This is a genomic window from Salinisphaera sp. RV14 (assembly GCF_052044135.1).
Taxonomy (GTDB): Bacteria; Pseudomonadota; Gammaproteobacteria; order Nevskiales; family Salinisphaeraceae; genus Salinisphaera.
Map to the genome: position 1 here is coordinate 118,048 of NZ_JBQDYF010000003.1, position 18,068 is coordinate 136,115.

The 18,068-nt window shown below is 65.8% G+C and carries 16 protein-coding genes and 1 pseudogene; 10 read left to right on the top strand and 7 right to left on the bottom strand.

The window, feature by feature from the left end:
- The first annotated feature begins 2 nt into the window (after positions 1 to 2).
- Positions 3 to 1,076, top strand: coding sequence for a tRNA pseudouridine(13) synthase TruD (truD, locus tag ACS8Y6_RS04975; protein ID WP_440855095.1), 1,074 nt, complete (start codon positions 3 to 5; stop codon positions 1,074 to 1,076).
- A 16-nt stretch (positions 1,077 to 1,092) separates the two neighbouring features.
- Here the strand turns inward: truD and ACS8Y6_RS04980 are convergent, their stop codons facing one another.
- On the bottom strand, positions 1,093 to 1,647 hold the full coding sequence (locus tag ACS8Y6_RS04980; RefSeq protein WP_440848345.1) for a Smr/MutS family protein: 555 nt from the start codon (positions 1,645 to 1,647) through the stop codon (positions 1,093 to 1,095).
- Positions 1,648 to 1,774: 127 nt separating this feature from the next.
- Between ACS8Y6_RS04980 and surE the strand changes: the two genes are divergently transcribed.
- From surE to recJ, 8 genes are all read left to right on the top strand, one after another.
- Entirely contained in the window at positions 1,775 to 2,524 is a 750-nt protein-coding gene (gene surE / locus ACS8Y6_RS04985) for a 5'/3'-nucleotidase SurE (protein WP_440848346.1), read from the top strand.
- The gene (locus ACS8Y6_RS04990; RefSeq protein WP_440848347.1) at positions 2,524 to 3,207 is read left to right on the top strand and encodes a protein-L-isoaspartate(D-aspartate) O-methyltransferase; all 684 of its coding nucleotides are present in this window, start codon (positions 2,524 to 2,526) and stop codon (positions 3,205 to 3,207) included. The genes surE and ACS8Y6_RS04990 overlap by 1 nt, the downstream gene beginning before the upstream one ends.
- Positions 3,207 to 3,782 (top strand): YqaA family protein, encoded by a 576-nt coding sequence (locus ACS8Y6_RS04995; protein WP_440848348.1) that lies wholly within the window; start codon positions 3,207 to 3,209, stop codon positions 3,780 to 3,782. Before ACS8Y6_RS04990 ends, ACS8Y6_RS04995 begins: the two co-directional genes overlap by 1 nt.
- On the top strand, positions 3,728 to 4,687 hold the full coding sequence (locus ACS8Y6_RS05000; RefSeq protein WP_440848349.1) for a peptidoglycan DD-metalloendopeptidase family protein: 960 nt from the start codon (positions 3,728 to 3,730) through the stop codon (positions 4,685 to 4,687). The genes ACS8Y6_RS04995 and ACS8Y6_RS05000 overlap by 55 nt, the downstream gene beginning before the upstream one ends.
- Positions 4,688 to 4,819: 132 nt before the next feature.
- Complete coding sequence (alaC, locus tag ACS8Y6_RS05005) at positions 4,820 to 6,028, top strand: alanine transaminase (RefSeq protein ID WP_440848350.1); 1,209 nt, start codon at positions 4,820 to 4,822, stop codon at positions 6,026 to 6,028.
- 133 nt (positions 6,029 to 6,161) lie between these two features.
- Positions 6,162 to 7,475 (top strand): homoserine dehydrogenase, encoded by a 1,314-nt coding sequence (locus ACS8Y6_RS05010; protein ID WP_440848391.1) that lies wholly within the window; start codon positions 6,162 to 6,164, stop codon positions 7,473 to 7,475.
- Positions 7,476 to 7,489: 14 nt separating this feature from the next.
- On the top strand, positions 7,490 to 8,878 hold the full coding sequence (gene thrC / locus ACS8Y6_RS05015; protein ID WP_440848392.1) for a threonine synthase: 1,389 nt from the start codon (positions 7,490 to 7,492) through the stop codon (positions 8,876 to 8,878).
- A gap of 78 nt (positions 8,879 to 8,956) precedes the next feature.
- The gene (gene recJ, locus ACS8Y6_RS05020) at positions 8,957 to 10,672 is read left to right on the top strand and encodes a single-stranded-DNA-specific exonuclease RecJ (RefSeq protein WP_440855096.1); all 1,716 of its coding nucleotides are present in this window, start codon (positions 8,957 to 8,959) and stop codon (positions 10,670 to 10,672) included.
- 386 nt (positions 10,673 to 11,058) lie between these two features.
- On the opposite strand, the gene ACS8Y6_RS05025 is transcribed toward recJ, so the two are convergent.
- Complete coding sequence (locus ACS8Y6_RS05025; protein WP_440855097.1) at positions 11,059 to 13,095, bottom strand: oxidoreductase; 2,037 nt, start codon at positions 13,093 to 13,095, stop codon at positions 11,059 to 11,061.
- Positions 13,096 to 13,213: 118 nt separating this feature from the next.
- Positions 13,214 to 13,396, bottom strand: a pseudogene (locus ACS8Y6_RS05030) (DUF4442 domain-containing protein); the annotation flags it as partial.
- Here ACS8Y6_RS05030 and ACS8Y6_RS05035 point away from each other — a divergent pair.
- Positions 13,395 to 13,997, top strand: a complete 603-nt coding sequence (locus ACS8Y6_RS05035) for a hypothetical protein (protein WP_440855098.1) — start codon at positions 13,395 to 13,397, stop codon at positions 13,995 to 13,997. The pseudogene ACS8Y6_RS05030 and the gene ACS8Y6_RS05035 sit on opposite strands and share 2 nt — an antisense overlap.
- A 322-nt stretch (positions 13,998 to 14,319) precedes the next feature.
- On the opposite strand, the gene ACS8Y6_RS05040 is transcribed toward ACS8Y6_RS05035, so the two are convergent.
- The 4 genes from ACS8Y6_RS05040 to sufC are packed head-to-tail and all read right to left on the bottom strand — an operon-like array spanning position 14,320 to position 18,028.
- Positions 14,320 to 14,640: a non-heme iron oxygenase ferredoxin subunit gene (locus ACS8Y6_RS05040; protein WP_440848353.1), complete on the bottom strand. Its 321-nt coding sequence runs from the start codon at positions 14,638 to 14,640 to the stop codon at positions 14,320 to 14,322.
- A 13-nt stretch (positions 14,641 to 14,653) separates the two neighbouring features.
- Positions 14,654 to 15,913 carry a cysteine desulfurase gene (locus tag ACS8Y6_RS05045; RefSeq protein WP_440848354.1) on the bottom strand — a complete coding sequence of 420 codons (1,260 nt, stop codon included), beginning with the start codon at positions 15,911 to 15,913 and terminating at the stop codon, positions 14,654 to 14,656.
- 19 nt (positions 15,914 to 15,932) lie between these two features.
- Complete coding sequence (gene sufD / locus ACS8Y6_RS05050; protein WP_440855099.1) at positions 15,933 to 17,270, bottom strand: Fe-S cluster assembly protein SufD; 1,338 nt, start codon at positions 17,268 to 17,270, stop codon at positions 15,933 to 15,935.
- Positions 17,267 to 18,028 carry a Fe-S cluster assembly ATPase SufC gene (gene sufC, locus ACS8Y6_RS05055; RefSeq protein WP_440855100.1) on the bottom strand — a complete coding sequence of 254 codons (762 nt, stop codon included), beginning with the start codon at positions 18,026 to 18,028 and terminating at the stop codon, positions 17,267 to 17,269. The genes sufD and sufC overlap by 4 nt, the downstream gene beginning before the upstream one ends.
- Positions 18,029 to 18,068 lie beyond the last annotated feature (40 nt).

The window sequence follows — 18,068 nt, forward strand, 5'->3', positions numbered from 1 at the left end:
GGATGGATTATCTGAACGGCGACGCGGTCGACGTCGCCGCCTTCGCGCATGTCGAATCCGGGCCGAGCGCAAGTGGTCGGTTGCGCGCGACGCCGGCCGATTTTCGGGTCGAGGAAATCTGCGATGTCGAGCTGTCCGGCGAGGGCGAGCATGTCTGGCTTTGGGTGGAGAAGACCGGGCTGACCACCCCGCAGGCGGTTGAACGACTGGCGGCCGCCATCGGTGTGGCGGCGCGCAACATCGGCTACAGCGGCCTCAAGGATCGCCATGCCGTGACCCGGCAATGGTTGTCGCTGACCTGGCCGATCAAGCAGGCGCTGCCGGCCTGGCCCGCGGACGACGACTTGCGCGTACTCGAGGCGCGCCGCCACGGGCGCAAGCTTCGGCGCGGTACGCACCGTGCCAATCGCTTCGATATTGTCGTGCGCCAGGTCGACGGCCTCGACGCGACAGCGTTCGCGGCCCGTGTGGCGCGGGTACGGCGCGACGGTGTGCCCAACTATTTCGGGCCGCAGCGGTTCGGCCACGGCGGCCGCAACATCGAGCTGTCGCAGGCGTTGTTTTCCGGTCGTCGCTTGTCGCGCGGGCGGCGCAGTTTTGCCCTGTCGGCGGCCCGTTCGCTGATCTTCAATGCGGTGCTGGATGCGCGCCTGCGGGCCGGTGCCTGGCCCGGCCCGCTGACCGGGGATGTCTTCATGCTGGCCGGATCACACAGTGTGTTCGCCGCCGCCGACACGGAGGAATCCTGGGATTCGCTCATCGCCCGCGCGGCACGTGGCGATATCGAGCCCACCGGGCCCATGCCGGGGCGCCGGCGGGACGGCGCGGTGTCGCCTTCCGACGCCGCGGCCGAGATGGAAAATCGCGTTCTGGCCGGTTTCCCGGATTTCTGCGACGGTCTGGCGCAATTCGGCGTGGACGCCGAACGGCGCGCCCTTCGACTGCCCTTGACCGGGCTCGAGACTACGGTGGAAGGCGACGACATGCGGCTTTCATTCACGCTGTCTGCCGGAGCCTTCGCAACCAGCGTGATCCGCGAGCTGGTCCGGGCCGAGGACATGGCCGGTCGCGGTTGAGGCGCATGATCGGGGCTCATGTCTTGCGAAGCAGGACATAGAGCGCGCCGGTGCCGCCGTCGACCGGCCGGGCCGAGGCATAGGCCAGCACTTCATCCCGTTGCCGCAGCCAGCCGGCGACCTTGCCCTTGAGTACCGGCCCGCGGTTGCCGGAGCGCAGGCCCTTGCCATGGACGATGCGCACGCAGCGATAGCCGCGATCCAGCGCCTCGTGCAGGAATTCGCTCAGGCAATGACGGGCCACGTCGACCACCATGCCATGCAGATCGATTTCGGCCTGGCAGCGATAATGTCCGCGGCGCAGGCGTCGGATCACGGCATGCTGGACACCTTCGCGGCGATGCACCAGGTCGTCGCCGGTTTCGATGTCTGGATCGGGCGGGGCGTCGACGAGAAGTTCCGTCATCACGGCGGCCTCGTCGGCCTCGCGCATGCGCGGGCGAGCCGAGGGCAGGGGACGCTGCGGTGCGCGCCGGTGATGGCGGATATCCGTGACCGGCCCGACCGTGCTGCGGAACAGCGCGGCTTCGTCCTCACTGGTTTTGTCGTCGTCGCGATTCGAAGCGCTCATGATCGCGTATTCCCTGCCGCGCGGCTGGCGGCACAAAGTCAAGCCGGGCCTGTATGAGCTATGCTATCGGGCTGAGCGCGTGCCTGCACGCGCACGCGCGCCCGGATCAATTCGAGTCTGTGAGTACATGCGTTTACTACTGAGCAACGACGATGGATGTCACGCCCCCGGCCTGAGCGCGCTGCGCGCGGCCATGGCCGCGGTCTGCGACGATATCGTCACCGTGGCGCCGGACCGCAATCGCAGCGGCGCAAGCAATTCGCTCACGCTGGAGCGGCCACTACGGGTGCGCGAGGTCGACGACAATGTCTTCGCCGTCGACGGGACGCCGACCGATTGCGTGCATCTGGCGACCACGGGGCTGTTTGATGAAGACGCCGATATGGTCGTCTCCGGCATCAATACGGGCGCCAACCTTGGCGACGATGTGCTGTATTCCGGCACCGTGGCGGCCGCGACCGAAGGCCGGTCGCTGGGGCTGCCCGCGATTGCGGTCTCCCTGGCGGGCGACGCCTGTATTCACTACGATACGGCGGCGCGGGTCGCGGTGTCGATGGTGCGCCTGTTGCTGGCCCACCCGCTGCCGGCCGATACCATTCTCAACGTCAACGTCCCGGATGTGGCATACGACGCGCTGGCCGGTTATCGCGCCACCCGGCTGGGTTATCGCCATCGTGCCGAGAAGCTGATCGCCGATCGCGATCCGCGCGGGCGAAAAGTGTACTGGATCGGGCCGGCCGGCGGGCAGGCCGATGCCGGGCCCGGTACGGATTTCCAGGCCGTCAACAATGGCTTCGTATCGATTACGCCGCTGCAGATCGATCTGACCCGGCATGCCAGTCTGTCGTCGTTGTCCGACTGGCTGGATCGGCTGTGATGATCGAGCCGGACAAGCATCCCCACGTGCGCGGTTTCGGCATGGCCTCGGCGCGCAGCCGGGCGCGACTGATCGCGCGCCTCGAGCAGCTCGGTATCCGCGACGAACGCGTTCTGGCGGCGATGAATCGCGTGCCGCGGCATATGTTCGTCGACGAGGCCATGACCAGCCGGGCCTATGACGATACGGCGCTGCCGATCGGCTATGGCCAGACGATTTCACAGCCGTATATCGTGGCCCAGATGACGAGTCTGCTGCTGGCCGACGGCGTCCCCGACCATGTGTTGGAGATCGGCACCGGCAGCGGCTACCAGGCGGCCGTGCTGGCCGAACTGGTCGACACGGTGTATACCGTCGAGCGCATCAAGCCGCTCTACGACCAGGCGCGGCGCCGGCTCGCCGAACTGGGTTATCGCAATATCCGGGCGCGGGAAGCGCGCGAGGATGTGCTCGGGCTGCCCTCGTACGGCCCTTTCGACGTGATCCTGGTGACCGCCGGTGCCGAGGCGTTGCCGACCTCGCTCTGTGAGCAGATGGCCGAGCAGGGCCGCATGATCGTGCCGGTGGGCGAGACCGGCGGCGCCGGCCAGCGCCTGGTCGTGGTGCGCCGTCAGGGCCAGTCGTTCCAGCGCGAGGATCTCGACCCGGTCAGCTTCGTGCCCCTGATCGAAGGCCACGACTGATGTGGCGGCGGCTCTACGCGGCCGTGGTCCGCGCCGCGGGGCACCGGCATGCGCAGGGCGGGCTGGTAGCCCTGGCCTTCGCCGAGAGTTCGTTCTTCCCGATTCCGCCGGACGTCATGCTCATGCCGATGACGCTGGCCCGGCGCGAACGCTTTGTCCGCTATGCCGTGCTCGCCACGCTCGGTTCCGCTGCCGGCGCTGTGTTCGGCTATCTGATCGGCGCGCTGTTCATCGAACAGATACTTCCCTGGCTGGATAGTGTGGGCTATGGACAGAGTTACGACACGGTCCGGCGCGGGTTCGCCGACTACGGCTTCTGGACGGTTCTGTTTGCCGGCTTTTCCCCGTTGCCCTATAAACTTTTCACCATCGCGGCGGGTGCGCTCGACATGCCGCTGCTGGCCTTCGTGCTTGCATCGATCGCGGGGCGCGGCGCACGGTTTTTCCTGGTCGCCGGGCTCGTGCGCTGTCTCGGGCCAGTGTTCGAGGACCGACTACTCAAGTATCTGGACTGGATCGGATGGATATTCGTCGCCTTGGTCGTGACCGCCTGCCTGGTCTATCGCTTCGTCTAGCGGCGGCTGCCATCGTGGTGATGGCGGGCTCGATGGCAATGGCCGGCTGTTCGATCAGCCGGGCGATGCGCCCCGACAGTTACACTGTGCAGCGCGGCGACACGTTGTCCGAGATCGGACAGCGTTACCACATCGACTGGCACAAGCTGGCGCGCTGGAATCATATCGGGCCGCCGTATCGCCTCGACGTGGGGCAGCATCTGACGCTCAAGCCCTATCCGCGGCTGGACTACGCGCATATGTCGAGTGCGCCCAATACGCCGTCTAATCGACCGTCTGCGGCGCCGTCGAGTCGGTCGAATGGCCACGTCCAGCCGCTCAATACGCCCGGCGCGCCCACGGTTACCCGCAATTCGGTGTCGACCGCCTCGAACCATTCGTCCGGCGCGGGTAACCGAGCGCAGCCGAATGCCGGCGGCGCTGCACAGAGCGCACCCCGGCATTCGCCGACCCAATCCCGGGAACAGCGCTCGATCGACAGCGCGAGCTCATCGGCCGCGACCCGGCACACGAAGGTCAAGGCCGGGGGCCCGAGTGCGGATGGCTGGCAATGGCCGGCCAGCGGCCCGTTGTTGCGGGCCTACGACCCGTCGGCGCGGCGGCGCGGCATCGAAATCGGCGGCACGGTCGGGGCACCGATCGATGCCGCGTCCAGCGGCACCGTGGTCTACAACGGCTCGGGGCTGAAGGGCTACGGCAAGCTGATCATCATCAAGCACGACAAGCATTATCTGTCGGCCTATGGCTTCGTCGACAAGAGCTTCGTCAAGCAGGGCCAGAGCGTCGCCGCAGGGGCGCATATCGCGAACATGGGGCTTGGCCCCGGCAACAAGCCGATGTTGCACTTCGAGGTGCGCAAGGATGGCGATCCGATCGATCCGCAGAAGGTCTTGCCCGATCGCTGAACAGACCCGCGCACTCTGGTAGTGCTGGGCCAGCGAATCTGGCAGACTCCGGTGTTTGACCGATTGCGACCGGCATCGGCCAGGCATACCTCCGCCGCCCGTCGTGCGGGCGACCCAACCGCTTGAACCAACATGTCCGACGCTTCCTCGAAATCCAACTTCGTACGCATCAATCGCCTACCGCCGTATGTGTTCGCGATCATCAACGAGTTGAAGCAGGCGGCGCGAGCGCGCGGCGAGGACATCATCGACTTCGGCATGGGCAATCCCGATCGGCCCACGCCGCCGCATATCGTCGAGAAACTCACCGAGGCCGTGCAGCGCCCGGATACGCATCGCTATTCGGTCTCGCGCGGCGTGCTGCGCCTCAGACAGGCGATCTCGGCCTGGTACAAGCGCCGCTACGACGTCGACATCGATCCCGAGAGCGAAGCCATCGTCACCATGGGCTCGAAGGAAGGGCTGGCCCATCTGATGCTCGCCATCCTGGAGCACGGCGATCAGGTGCTGGTGCCCAATCCGGCCTATCCGATTCACCCCTACGGCGCGGTGATCGCGGGCGCCGATGTGCGCCACGTGCGCATGATGCCGGACACCGATTTCTTCGCCGAGCTGGAAAGAGCGATCAAGGAATCGTGGCCCCGGCCGAAGATGATGCTGCTGAACTTTCCCAGTAATCCGACCACGCAGTGCGTCGAGCTGGAATTCTTCGAGCGCATGGTCGCCATGGCGCGCGAATACGATCTGTGGATCGTCCAGGACCTGGCCTATGCCGATCTGACGTTCGACGGTTACGAAGCGCCGTCGATCCTGCAGGTGCCGGGGGCGAAGGACGTCGCCGTGGAATGCTTCACGCTGTCCAAGAGCTACAACATGCCGGGCTGGCGTGTGGGCTTCATGTGCGGCAATCCGGAACTCATCGCTGCGCTCGCGCGCATGAAGTCGTACCTGGACTACGGCATGTTCACGCCGGTTCAGGTGGCGGCCATTGCCGCGCTCAACGGGCCGCAGGATTGTGTCACCGAGATCCGGGATCTGTACGAAAAGCGCCGCAATATCCTCTGCGACGGGCTCAACGAGATCGGCTGGCCGGTCGAGCGCCCCAGGGCAACCATGTTCGTCTGGGCACGCATTCCGGAGGCCTACCAGCACATGGGATCGCTGGATTTCACCAAGAAGCTGCTGGCCGAGGCCCATGTGGCAGTCTCCCCGGGGGTCGGTTTCGGTGAATACGGCGACACGCACGTGCGTTTCGGCCTGATCGAGAACGACCAGCGCACGCGACAGGCGCTGCGCAATATCAAGCGCATGTTCCGGCGCGACGGCGTCGAACCCGCCTAACGCGGGGTGCCGCCGCGTGCCTGAGCAGAACAGGTCGCGGCGCGCAGGGCTTTCGAGCCTGTTTTTAGTGCATCAACCAGGATGACCGCACCCGGCGTCGGGCGCGGCTCGCAAACGAGGAACAGTCACGATGATGGAACCGGTCAAGGTCGGCGTACTCGGCCTCGGCACCGTGGGTGCCGGTGTGGTCAATCTGCTCGCGCGCAATGGCGACGAGATCACGCGGCGTGCCGGTCGAGAGATTCGTGTGACCCGGGCGGCGGTGCAGAACCTCGAGCGCGCGCGTGAATGCGACACCGGCGGCATCGACATCGGAACCGATGCCCGCGCCATCGTCGAGGACCCGAATATCGACGTCGTGCTCGAGCTGATCGGCGGCGACAGTCTGGCCTACGATCTGGTCATGGCCGCGATCGCCAACGGCAAGCACGTGGTCACCGCGAACAAGCACCTGATCGCGCTGCACGGCAACGAAATCTTCGCCGCGGCCGACGCGGCCGGCGTGGTGGTCTCGTTCGAAGCGGCGGTGGCCGGCGGCATCCCGATCATCAAGGCGATCCGCGAATCGCTGGCCGCCAATCGCATCGAATGGGTGGCCGGCATCATCAACGGCACCGGCAATTTCATCCTCAGCCAGATGAAGTTCGAAGGCATGAGCTTCGAGCAGGCGCTGGCCGAGGCACAGAAGCTCGGCTTCGCCGAGGCCGATCCGACCTTCGACGTCGACGGCATCGACGCCGCGCACAAGCTCGCCATTCTCGGCAGCATCGCCTTCGGTATTCCGCTGTCGTTCGACCGCATCGTCACCGACGGTATCCGCGGCATCGGCGCCGATGATATCGAGTACGCCGAGGAATTGGGCTATCGGGTCAAGCATCTGGGCATCGCCCAGCGCCAGCCTACCGGCGTGGCGATGCGCGTACATCCGACGCTGGTGCCCGAGCGCGCGTTGCTGGCCAATGTCGAGGGCGAGAAGAACGCGATCATGGTGTATGGCGACGCCGTGGGCCCGACCGCCTACTACGGGGCCGGCGCCGGCGCGGGACCGACCGCTTCGTCGGTGGTCGCCGACCTGATCGATACCGCGCGCATGATGAGCGTCGACCCGAGCGGTCGGGTGCCGCATCTGGCTTTCCAGCCGGACCAGATCACCGAAGAGCCGATCCTGGAGTCGCCGGACTTCATCTGCGGGCATTATTTCCGTGTGCAGGTGGCGGACAAGACCGGCGTCATGGCGGAGATCACCCGCCTGCTGGCCGAGCTCGAAATCGGGATCGAGGCCATTCTGCAGAAGGACCCGCCGACCGCCGAGGATGACGCCCGCGTGATCATCATCACCAAGCCGGCCCGCGAGGGCACGCTGACCGAGGCGCTGGATCATATCCGCGCGCTGCCAACCACGCGTGACGGCGTGGTGCATTACCGTGTGGCCGAATTCGAGGACTAGGAATGACCGAGGCGATGCGCTACATCAGCACGCGCGGCGAAGCGCCGGCGCTGAACTTCGAGGACGTCGTGCTCACCGGCCTGGCGCCGGACGGCGGCTTGTACGTGCCCGAAACCATGCCGCAGTTCTCGCACGACGAGCTGGCGGCGATGGCGGGCCTGCCGTATACCGAGATCGCGTTCCGGGTGATGAAGCCGTTCGTGGGCGATGCCATTGACGACGCCGACTTCAGGCGCATCATCCGGGACACCTACGCCACCTTCAATCACGATGCGGTGGTGCCGCTCAAGCAGTTGTCGCACAACCATCATCTGCTCGAGTTGTTCCACGGCCCGACGCTGGCCTTCAAGGATGTCGCCCTACAGCTGCTGGGACGCCTGCTCGATCATTTTCTCGCCCGGCGGGGCGAGCGCGGCGTGATCATGGGCGCGACCTCGGGCGATACCGGCTCGGCCGCGATCGAGGGTTGCCGGGCCTGTGATCAGCTCGATATTTTCATCCTGCACCCGCATGAGCGCGTTTCCGCGGTCCAGCGCCGGCAGATGACCACCGTGCATGCGTCCAATGTGCACAACATCGCCATCGAGGGCGATTTCGACGACGCCCAGGCCATGGTCAAGGCCAGTTTCGCCGACCAGGGGTTTCTCGAAGGTCGGCGATTGATTGCGGTGAACTCGATCAACTGGGCGCGCATCATGGCCCAGATCGTCTACTATGTCGCCTCGGCGGTTGCCTTGGGTGCGCCGCATCGCGAGGTATCGTTCACGGTGCCGTCGGCGAACTTCGGCAATCTGTTTGCCGGCTACATGGCGTATCGCATGGGGCTGCCGGTCAAGCAGTTCGTGATCGCGACCAACGCCAACGATATCCTGCACCGCACAATCGCCGACAATGATTTCTCGCGCCGGGCGTTGCTGGCCACGCTCGCACCGTCTATGGACATCGTCGTATCGTCGAATTTCGAACGCCTGTTGTTCGAAGCCTACGGACGCGACAGCGGGGCGGTGCGCGATCTGCTGGATCGCTTCGCCGATGGCCGGGCCGTGATCGACGACGCACCGCTCGCCGCGTTGCGCCGGCTGTTCTCGAGCGACAGCGTCGACGACGACACTATCCTCGAGGTGATTCGCGAGGCGTTCGCGCATACGGGCGAGCTGCTTGATCCGCATACCGCCACCGGCTACCGGGCGGCCAATCGCTGCCGCGCCGATGCCACGACGCCCATGATCACCCTGGCCACGGCCCATCCGGCCAAGTTCGAGGCAGCCATCGTGCGGGCCGGATTCCCGGGCGCGCCGCTGCCCGAGGCGATGGCCGACCTGATGTCGCTCGACGAGCGCTTCGACGTACTTCCCGCCGAACTGGCCGAGGTCCAGGCCTACGTCGCCGCCAAGCGCCGCTGAGCAGTGACGGGCGCGGTGGCGGAGCAACAATCGGACCGCAACGGTTTCGATGACGCGCCGCGCATCGTCGATCGGTCCATGCCCGGAGTGTCGGGTCTGGATGGGCTGGCCTCGCCGCTGCTGCAGCGGATCTACGCCGGGCGTGGCGTGCGGCATGCCGCCGAGTTGGACTATCGCCTGGCGGGTTTGCCCGATTTCTCGGCGCTCAAGGGTATCGACGCGGCCGTGGATGAACTGGAAGCGGCGATCGTGTCGAAACGGCCGATCCGGATCGTGGGCGATTTCGACGCTGATGGCGCCACCAGCACCACGCTGGCGCTCGAGGTGCTGGCGGCGTTCGGCGCCCATGTGGATTTCTTTATGCCGCAGCGGGCGACGCACGGCTATGGTCTGTCCCCGTCCGTGGTCGAGGCGATCGGCCCGGCGGGCGCCGACGGCGGGTTGATTGTTACCGTGGACAACGGGATTGCCTCGCTGTCCGGCGTCGAAGCGGCCAGCGCTGCGGGCTGGCGGGTGGTGGTCACCGATCATCACCTGCCCGGTGAGCGCCTGCCGGCGGCCGCGGCCATCGTGAATCCGAATCAGTCCGGCTGCGACTTTCCCTGCAAGCATCTGGCCGGTGTCGGAGTGGTGTTCTATGTCATGGCCGCGCTGCGCTCGCGCATGGCCGAGCGTGGCGTCACGGCGCTGCCGCGCCTGGGCGATCTGCTGGATCTGGTGGCCGTGGGCACCGTGGCCGATGTGGTGCCGCTGGATCACGTCAACCGCACGCTGGTCAGCCAGGGCCTGCGCCGCATCCGGGCCGGCCGGGCCCGGCCGGGCATCGTCGCCCTGGCCGAAATCGCCGGCCGCGATCCGGCTCGGCTGGATACCGACGATATCGGCTTCGCGATCGGGCCCCGCATCAACGCTGCCGGACGGCTCGAGGACATGCGTCTGGGGGTGGCCTGTCTGCGTGCGGGCACCGCCGACGCCGCGCGCCGGACGGCCGAGACGCTGTCGTCGATCAACCGGCAGCGGCGCAATGTGCAACAGCGCATGCAGGGCCAGGCCGAGGCTGCGCTGGAGCGCCTGGCGGCGTTGGACGAGGATATGCCCGCGCTGGTGGTGCATGAAGGCGACTGGCACGAAGGCATTGTCGGTCTGATCGCCTCGCGCCTGCGCGAGCGCATTCATCGCCCGGTGGTGGCGTTTGCGCCCGGCGAACACGGCGAGTTGAAAGGCTCGGCCCGCTCGATTCCCGGGCTGCATATCCGCGATGCCCTGGCCGCCGTGGATGCGGACGCGCCCGGCCTGATCACGCGCTTCGGCGGCCATGCCCAGGCGGCTGGGCTATCGCTGAAGCCCGGACGGCTGGACGACTTCGCGCAGCGCTTGCGTGCCGCGGTCGCGGCCCGGCTGACTCCGGCCATGACCCGGCGCGAGTACGTCACCGACGGCGAACTGGACGGGCCCGAGCATAGCCTCGAAACGGCGATCGCGCTGCGGCAGGCCGGGCCCTGGGGGGCCGGCTTCGACGCGCCGCTGTTTCACGGCGCCTATCACGTGCTCGACCAGCGTGTGGTCGGTAGCGGACATCTCAAGCTGACCGTGCAGTCGAGCCGCGGCGGCGGGCCGATCGAGGCCATGGTCTTCAACCGCGACGAGCCGCTGGATGCCGCCCGGGTGCATCGGCTGGTCTTTCGCCTGCAGGTCAACGAGTTCCGCGGGCGCCAGAGCGCGAACCTGATCGTCGAGTACTGCTGCGCCGACGCGCCCGGGCTCGTGCGACGCGCCGAAGCTGGTGCCCTGTAACGCCAACGTTACCGGACACGCGCCCGCACGTTTTTGTTTTCCAAGGCAATTTCCGCAGATCAACGCCGATTCACGCAGATGCTGGGCATGACCCGTTACCGGCGTCGACAACGTTCATGAGCGGTAGGTCGGATTAGCGCGTAGCGCGTAATCCGACGCTCAATCCGCAGGTTCCGAGGCCCGGCTGTCGGATTACGGTGCAAGCACTAATCCGACCTGCGTCACTGAAGCCGCAGTGCCTTGATCGTACTTTTTATTTGCGCTCATTCGCGTGCATTGGCGGACAAAATACCCAGATTATTCAGTCAGCTGCGTGTCTTACATAATCAAGATCCGCGTTGATCGGCGAATACATAGTCCGGGGAAGAAAGAACGCTCCAGGCGCATCAATCCAATGACGCGGCCAGCTCGGCGGCTTCGCGGATCGCGCGTTTGGCATCGAGCTCGGCGGCCAGCTTCGCGCCGCCGATGATGTGACAGGCCAGCCCGCGCGCTTCCAGATCATCGGCGAGATCCCGCCGGGTTTCCTGGCCGGCGCAGATCACGACGGTATCGACGGCCAGCACGTGGGCCTTGTCGTCGACGCGCAGGTGCAGGCCGGCGTCGTCGATGCGTTCGTAGGCCACGCCGCCCAGCATCTGCACGCCCTTGTGCTTGAGCGAGGCACGATGCGCCCAGCCGCTGGTCTTGCCCAGGCCGCGCCCGGGTTTGTCGTGGCTGCGCTGAAGCAGGGTCACCTGGCGCGGCGAGGGTGAGGGATGGGCCTCGATCAGCCCGCCGGCGGCCACCGCGGTGCGGTCCACGCCCCATTCGTCGAAGAACAGTTCGCGATCCTGCGAGGGGGCCGGCCGGTCATGGGTCAGGAACTCGCTGACATCGAAGCCGATGCCGCCGGCGCCGATCACCGCCACCCGCGGTCCGGCCACGCGATGGCCGCGCAGAATATCGATGTAGGAGGCGACAGAAGGATGGTCAATGCCGTCGATCGCCGGCCGGCGCGGGCGCACACCGGTGGCGATCACGATTTCATCGAAGCCTTCGTTGGCCAGGGTGTCAACGGTGGCGGGGGTGTTCAGATGTAACGTGATCCCGGTCTGTTCCACGCGACGGCGGAAGTAGCGCAGCGTTTCGAAGAATTCCTCCTTGCCGGGAATCTGTTTGGCCATGTTGAACTGCCCGCCGATCGCGCCCGCTTCGTCATACAGGCTGACCCGGTGGCCGCGCGCGGCCAACCGGGTAGCCGCCTCGAGCCCGGCCGGCCCGGCGCCGATGACCGCGATGCGGCGCGGCTGTTGGACCGGAGGGAAATTCAGCTCGGTTTCGCGCCCGGCGCGCGGATTGACCAGACAACTGGCGCGCTTGCCCTGGAAAGCGTGATCGAGACAGGCCTGGTTGCAGGCGATACAGCTGTTGATATCGGCGGCCCGATGGGCCCGCGCCTTGTTCACGAACTCGGGGTCGGCCAGGAACGGGCGTGCCATGGACACCATGTCGGCGCCGCCGTCGGCCAGTAGCGACTCGGCGACCTCGGGCGTGTTCACCCGATTGGTGGTGACCAGTGGCAGCCCGACTTCGCGCTTGAGCTTGGCGGTGACCCAGGCGAACGCGGCGCGGGGCACACGGGTGACGATGGTGGGCACGCGCGATTCGTGCCAGCCGATGCCGGTGTTGATGAGCGTCGCCCCGGCGGCTTCGATGGCGCGCGCGAGCGATACGATTTCGTCCCAGCGCTGGCCGTTTTCGACCAGATCGAGCATGGACAGCCGATAGATGAGGATGAAATCCGGGCCGAGCGCGGCACGAATGCCTTGTACGATCTCGATCGGCATGCGTTGTCGCTTGGCCAGCGAGCCGCCATAGCTGTCGCGCCGGTCATTGGTGTGCTCGACCAGGAACTGGTTGATGAGATAGCCCTCCGAGCCCATCACCTCGACACCGTCATAACCCGCATCGCGTGCGAGTTCGGCGGCGCGGACATAATCCCGGATCGTACGCCGCACCCCCCGTTCACTCAGCGCGCGCGGCTTGAACGGGGTGATGGGCGACTTGCGGCGCGAGGCCCCGACGATGAACGGGTGGTAGCCGTAGCGTCCGGCGTGAAGGATCTGCATGCAGATATGGCCGCCTTCGCCGTGCACGGCGCGCGTGATCTTGCGATGCGGGATCACATGGCCGCGATGGCTCATGCGCCCGGCCAGCGGCGAGACCCAGCCGGCGATGTTGGGGGCGATGCCGCCGGTGACGATCAACCCGGCGCCGCCGGCGGCGCGTTCGGCGAAATACGCGGCGAGCTTGTCGTAGTGCCAGAAGAAGTCCTCCATGCCGGTATGCATGGATCCCATGAGCACGCGATTGCGCAGGGTAGTGAAGCCGAGATCGAGCGGTGCGAGCAGATGCGGATAGGGCGCGGTGGCGGCGGTCATAAACAAGGCAATCCTTGGCCGGGGCAGGGCACGAATAGGCGGGATGGACGGTGCGGGTGATCCATAGGGTGATCGTCGCGTGCATGACCTCGACCTCGTCGGTATCGCGGATGGACACCTCGACGTTGTAGTCGACGCCGTCATCGAGCGTCGCGGTGGCGGCCGGGCGGGCCCGGGCAATCAGGTCGGTTTCGGCCTTGGCCCAATAGGCGACGGTCATCCCTTTGGGAATCCAGCGCCATGCCGGCTTCACCGTGGCTTCGGCCATCAGGCCGGCGGCCCGTTCGGCGAGATTGCACATGGCGATCGCGTGCGCCGTGCCGATATGGTTGTGCAGTCACCGCCGTTTGCCCAGCGCCGCGGCGCAGAAGCTCGGCTCGACACGGTTCACGCGCGGCGTGATGGTCGCGAAATACGGCGCACGCCGGCAGATCGCGGGCGAACAGCCAGCGACCACCGGGCTTGGTGTGCAGCTGATGCCCGTACGACAGAATCGGCGGCCGGTCAGGCATAAAATGATTACAAAAGAAAAGAGTTCTTTTTATATACATTCTGGTGCCGGGACGCCATCAATCTTTGGTGGCAGCAGGCATTGCGCGTGTTGCACCGGGGCCGTGCTGTGGCTGTTGGCATCGACGGTTGAACTCGCGTCTTTCCTCGATCCGCCGACGGCGATGGGGCCGAATACGGCGGACGATGAAACAGCTTCTTCGCGGATTAGCGGTGCAATGGCGCCCTGCGAATCCTGTCGGTTCAGGACAGGGGGGCGCGCGAATTGCACGGCGCACTGGGTGGGAAACGCCGAACGAGCACGGGTGAAAGTCGCATGCCGTCCGCCTTCGCCCACCTTCGGTTTCGCGCTGCAGCGCGAGTCACTTCTCTTGTTTGCTCAAGAGCAGTAACCAAGAGAAGAGCACCCGGCACGGCGCCTCAGGGTTGGGCGGACTGCCGGACCGTTTGCGCTGTATCCAGGTGGTCGACGGTTGGCGAAGGCGGCGCCTGCGGGCGGGCATGGCAGCCCATACGCGCCAGCGCGGCGGTCGGACCCGCGCTTGTCAATAGAGCGTGAACGTCAAACCGGGCCATTCTGTGGCCCGGCAGAGGCGAGTACGCTTCTTACACCCAGTCCTGCAAGTCCGGGAAAATCAAAAAAGCCGCGATGCTCGGCGCATCGCGGCTTTGCGGGCTAACGCCGATGACGGCGTCGGGCCGAGTCGACAGGCTTCAGTCGAAACGATCGTCCCGGACCTGGACCACGCCATTCTCGACGCGGATCGGAAAGGTGGCGACATCCTCGTAGGCGGGTGCGCTGAGCGCCTTGCCGTTCTTGATACAGAAACGCGCACCGTGGCGCGGGCAGATCACTTCGCAGCCTTCGACATCGCCGCTGGCCAGTTCGCCGCCATCGTGCGTGCACATGTCGTGGATCGCGTAGTAGTCCTTGTCGTAGCAAAAAACCGCGATCATCGTGTCGTCCACATCGACGATGCGGCACTGGCCTTCGTCGAGTTCGCCGTCCTTGCAGACATCCACCCAATCGGTCATCGCGACAATCCTTTTATCCGAAGATACGTTGAATGCTTTCCAGGCCGCCGATCAGCGCATCGACATCGGCTTGCGTATTGTAGAGCGCGAAGGACACGCGCGCGGTCGCCGGTACAGCGAAGCGCTCCATCAGCGGCATCGCACAGTGATGGCCGGTCCGGATTGCCACGCCCGATTCATCGAGCAGGGTGCCGATGTCGTGCGCATGCACGCCGTCCATCACGAAGGAGATGATCCCGGCCTTGCCCGGCGCGGTGCCAATGATGCGCAGGCCGTCGATGGCTTGCATCTCGCGCGTCGCGCGCGCCAGCAGTTCGTGTTCGTAGTCGAACACGGCGGCCAGATCCAGGTCGTTGACGTAGTCGATGGCGGCCCCGAGGGCGGCCGCGCCGGCGATGTTGGGGGTGCCAGCCTCGAACTTGTAGGGCACGTCGTTGTACGTCGTACCCGAGAAGGACACCGTCTCGATCATGTCGCCGCCGCCCTGATAGGGCGGCATGGCTTCCAGCAGTTCGCGCTTGGCGTACAGGGCGCCGAAGCCGGTGGGGCCGAACAGTTTGTGCGCCGACATCGCGTAGAAGTCGGCGTCGAGAGCGGTGACATCGACCGGCATGTGGGCCACGGCCTGGGCGCCGTCGATCAGGGTCACCGCGCCGACGTCATGCGCCGCGGCGATCATCTCGGCCACCGGCAGCACCGTGCCCAGGGCGTTGGAGATATGCGCGAATGCGGCAATGGCCGTACGTTCCGACAGCTTCGCGCGGAAGTCCTCGAGCGATACACTGCCGTCGTCGCCGATCGGCGCCACCACGATTTGCGCGCCGGTGGCTTCGGCCACCATCTGCCAGGGCACGATGTTGGAGTGGTGTTCCAGCTCGGTGAGCAGGATCTCGTCCCCCGGCTTCAGCCGCGGCCGGGCGTAGCACTGGGCGACCAGGTTGATGCCGTCCGTGGTGCCGCGGGTATAGACGATCTCGTCGCGCGAGCGCGCGCCGATGAATTCGGCCAGTTTGTCGCGACAGGCTTCGTATTGCTGCGTGGCCCGTTGCGACAGCGTGTGGATCGCGCGGTGTACGTTGGCGTTGGCGTGGCGATAATAGTCGTCGCTGGCCTGAATGACGTGCAACGGCTTCTGGGTGGTCGCCGCGTTGTCGAGATACACCAGCCGTCGCCCCGAGGGCAGGGCCTCGAGCAGGATGGGGAAGTCGGCGCGCGCGTGCTCGGCGTCGAACGCCGGGGCCGCGCTTGCGGTCTGCTGCTTCACTTCGGACATGACGGCTTCTCCCGCCAACTCAGGCCAGATCCACGTATGCGCGACCGCCCGGCAGCTTGGCCAGGATGGCGGCCTCGACATAACGCTCGATCGGCTCTATGCCGACCTTCTGCACCAGTGCGTTGGCAAAACTGTAGGTCAGGATGGCGCGTGCGCCTTCCTCGCTCACGCCACGGCTGTTGAGATAGAACACCGCGTCTTCGTCGAGCTGGCCGATGGTCGAGCCGTGACCGGCGGTCACATCGTCGGCATAGATCTCGAGTTCCGGCTTGGCGTCGACTTCGGCGTTGTCGGACAGCAGCAGGGCATCGCAGGACAGATCCGAATCGGTCTTCTGCGCGTCCTTTTGAATCACGATCTTGCCATTGAATACGCCGCGGGCGTGACCGGCGAGCACACCCTTGTATTGTTCCCGGGAAAGACTGTGCTCGGTGGCGTGGTCGATCCGGGTGTGATTGTCCACATGCTGGCGCCCGGTCGCCGTGTAGACACCGTTGAAGTGGACTTCCGCATTGTGGTCGACCAGTCGTGCATTGGTATCGATACGCGCCAGGCGCCCGCCCAGATCAAAGCCGTGATTGAACACGCGGCTATCGCGGCGCTGCTGGGCGAAGAAGCTCGATACGTGGTAGCCACGCTCGGATTCCTGCTGAATGCGCACCCGGGTGAGTTGTGCATTGCGCCCCATTACGGCCTCGGTCACCTGGTTGGCGAAGTAGGCCTTGCTGCCGAGGCCGACCGAATGCTCGATGATGACGGCCTGGCTGTTCTCGCCGAAGACGTAGCGATGGCGGACCTGGGTCATGCGCTCGTCGCGTACGCCGGAGGTCACGCTGATCACGTGCAGCGGTTTCTCCAGCACGGCGTTGGCCGCGGTTTCGACATAAGCGCCGTCGGTGAAGAACGCCGCGTTCATGGCGGTCAGGCTGCCCGGCTCTTCTTCGATCTCGCGTGCCTTGACGGTGGCGCCCGCGTTTTCGGACAGATAGTCCGCGAAGGAACGCACGGTCACGCCGGCGGGCAGATCGTCGACATCCGACAGCGCCGCGTTGAAGCGGCCGTCGACGAAGATGATGCGGTGGGCGTCCAGATCCGCGGGGATGAACGCGCGCAGTTCGTCCAGTGCCACCGGTTCGGCTTCGTCGCTGATCTCGAAGCGACGCTTCTCGACAGGCTGAAGACTGGTGTACTTCCAGTCTTCCTCGCGTGTGGAGGGAAACCCGGCTTCGGAGAAGCGGGTCAGCTCGGCCGAGCGCTCGCGCTTGGAGTCGTCGCTGCCGGGCAGGTCGCGCTCGACCCGGGCGTATTCGGCCAGATAGTGGTCGATGCTGGGTTCGATCTGTTGCGTCGCGCTCATGACGTCGCAGCGGCCTCGTCGGTTTCCAGGTTGGCGTAGCCTTCTTCCTCAAGCGTATCGGCCAGTTCGGGCCCGCCCGAACGCACGATCCGGCCCTGGTACAACACATGCACCCGATCGGGTACGACATGCTCCAGCAGGCGTTTGTAGTGGGTCACGAGGATGGCGGAGCGATCCGGCGAGCGCAGGCGGTTGATTCCACTCGCGACGATCTTCAGTGCATCGATGTCGAGCCCGGAGTCGGTTTCGTCCAGGACCGCCAGGGCGGGTTCCAGCATCAGCATCTGGAAGATTTCGTTGCGTTTCTTCTCGCCGCCGGAGAAATCCTCGTTCACACCGCGCTTGACCATGTCCATGCTCATGCCGACATGGCTGATCTTCTCCTGAACCATCTGCATGAATTCCACGGCGTCGATCTCGGGCTCGCCGTGATACTTGCGGCGCGCGTTGATCGCGGCACGCAGCAGGTACAGGTTGGATACACCGGGGATCTCGACCGGGTACTGGAAGCCGAGGAACACGCCTTCGCAGGCGCGTTCGTCGGGGGCGAGCTCGAGCAGTTCCCGGCCCTTGAACGTCACGCTGCCCTCGGTGACCTCGTATTCCTCGCGCCCGGCGAGAATACTGGCCAGGGTCGACTTGCCGGAACCGTTCGGGCCCATGATGGCATGGACTTCACCGTCCGGGACTTCGAGATTGATGCCGCGGAGGATAGGCTTGCCTTCGACCTCGGCATGCAGGTTCTTGATTGAGATCATATGCGTTATTCGAACAATGAAAACTGGACAGGCCCGGCAC

What these genes read in the sequence shown, in the direction of transcription:
- truD (WP_440855095.1), top strand. Translation starts at nt 3, where the DNA reads ATGGATTATCTGAACGGCGACGCGGTCGACGTCGCCGCCTTCGCGCAT.
- ACS8Y6_RS04980 (WP_440848345.1), bottom strand. Translation starts at nt 1,647, where the DNA reads ATGAGCGCTTCGAATCGCGACGACGACAAAACCAGTGAGGACGAAGCC.
- surE (WP_440848346.1), top strand. Translation starts at nt 1,775, where the DNA reads ATGCGTTTACTACTGAGCAACGACGATGGATGTCACGCCCCCGGCCTG.
- ACS8Y6_RS04990 (WP_440848347.1), top strand. Translation starts at nt 2,524, where the DNA reads ATGATCGAGCCGGACAAGCATCCCCACGTGCGCGGTTTCGGCATGGCC.
- ACS8Y6_RS04995 (WP_440848348.1), top strand. Translation starts at nt 3,207, where the DNA reads ATGTGGCGGCGGCTCTACGCGGCCGTGGTCCGCGCCGCGGGGCACCGG.
- ACS8Y6_RS05000 (WP_440848349.1), top strand. Translation starts at nt 3,728, where the DNA reads ATGGATATTCGTCGCCTTGGTCGTGACCGCCTGCCTGGTCTATCGCTT.
- alaC (WP_440848350.1), top strand. Translation starts at nt 4,820, where the DNA reads ATGTCCGACGCTTCCTCGAAATCCAACTTCGTACGCATCAATCGCCTA.
- ACS8Y6_RS05010 (WP_440848391.1), top strand. Translation starts at nt 6,162, where the DNA reads ATGGAACCGGTCAAGGTCGGCGTACTCGGCCTCGGCACCGTGGGTGCC.
- thrC (WP_440848392.1), top strand. Translation starts at nt 7,490, where the DNA reads ATGCGCTACATCAGCACGCGCGGCGAAGCGCCGGCGCTGAACTTCGAG.
- recJ (WP_440855096.1), top strand. Translation starts at nt 8,957, where the DNA reads ATGCCCGGAGTGTCGGGTCTGGATGGGCTGGCCTCGCCGCTGCTGCAG.
- ACS8Y6_RS05025 (WP_440855097.1), bottom strand. Translation starts at nt 13,095, where the DNA reads ATGACCGCCGCCACCGCGCCCTATCCGCATCTGCTCGCACCGCTCGAT.
- ACS8Y6_RS05035 (WP_440855098.1), top strand. Translation starts at nt 13,395, where the DNA reads ATGGCGATCGCGTGCGCCGTGCCGATATGGTTGTGCAGTCACCGCCGT.
- ACS8Y6_RS05040 (WP_440848353.1), bottom strand. Translation starts at nt 14,640, where the DNA reads ATGACCGATTGGGTGGATGTCTGCAAGGACGGCGAACTCGACGAAGGC.
- ACS8Y6_RS05045 (WP_440848354.1), bottom strand. Translation starts at nt 15,913, where the DNA reads ATGTCCGAAGTGAAGCAGCAGACCGCAAGCGCGGCCCCGGCGTTCGAC.
- sufD (WP_440855099.1), bottom strand. Translation starts at nt 17,270, where the DNA reads ATGAGCGCGACGCAACAGATCGAACCCAGCATCGACCACTATCTGGCC.
- sufC (WP_440855100.1), bottom strand. Translation starts at nt 18,028, where the DNA reads ATGATCTCAATCAAGAACCTGCATGCCGAGGTCGAAGGCAAGCCTATC.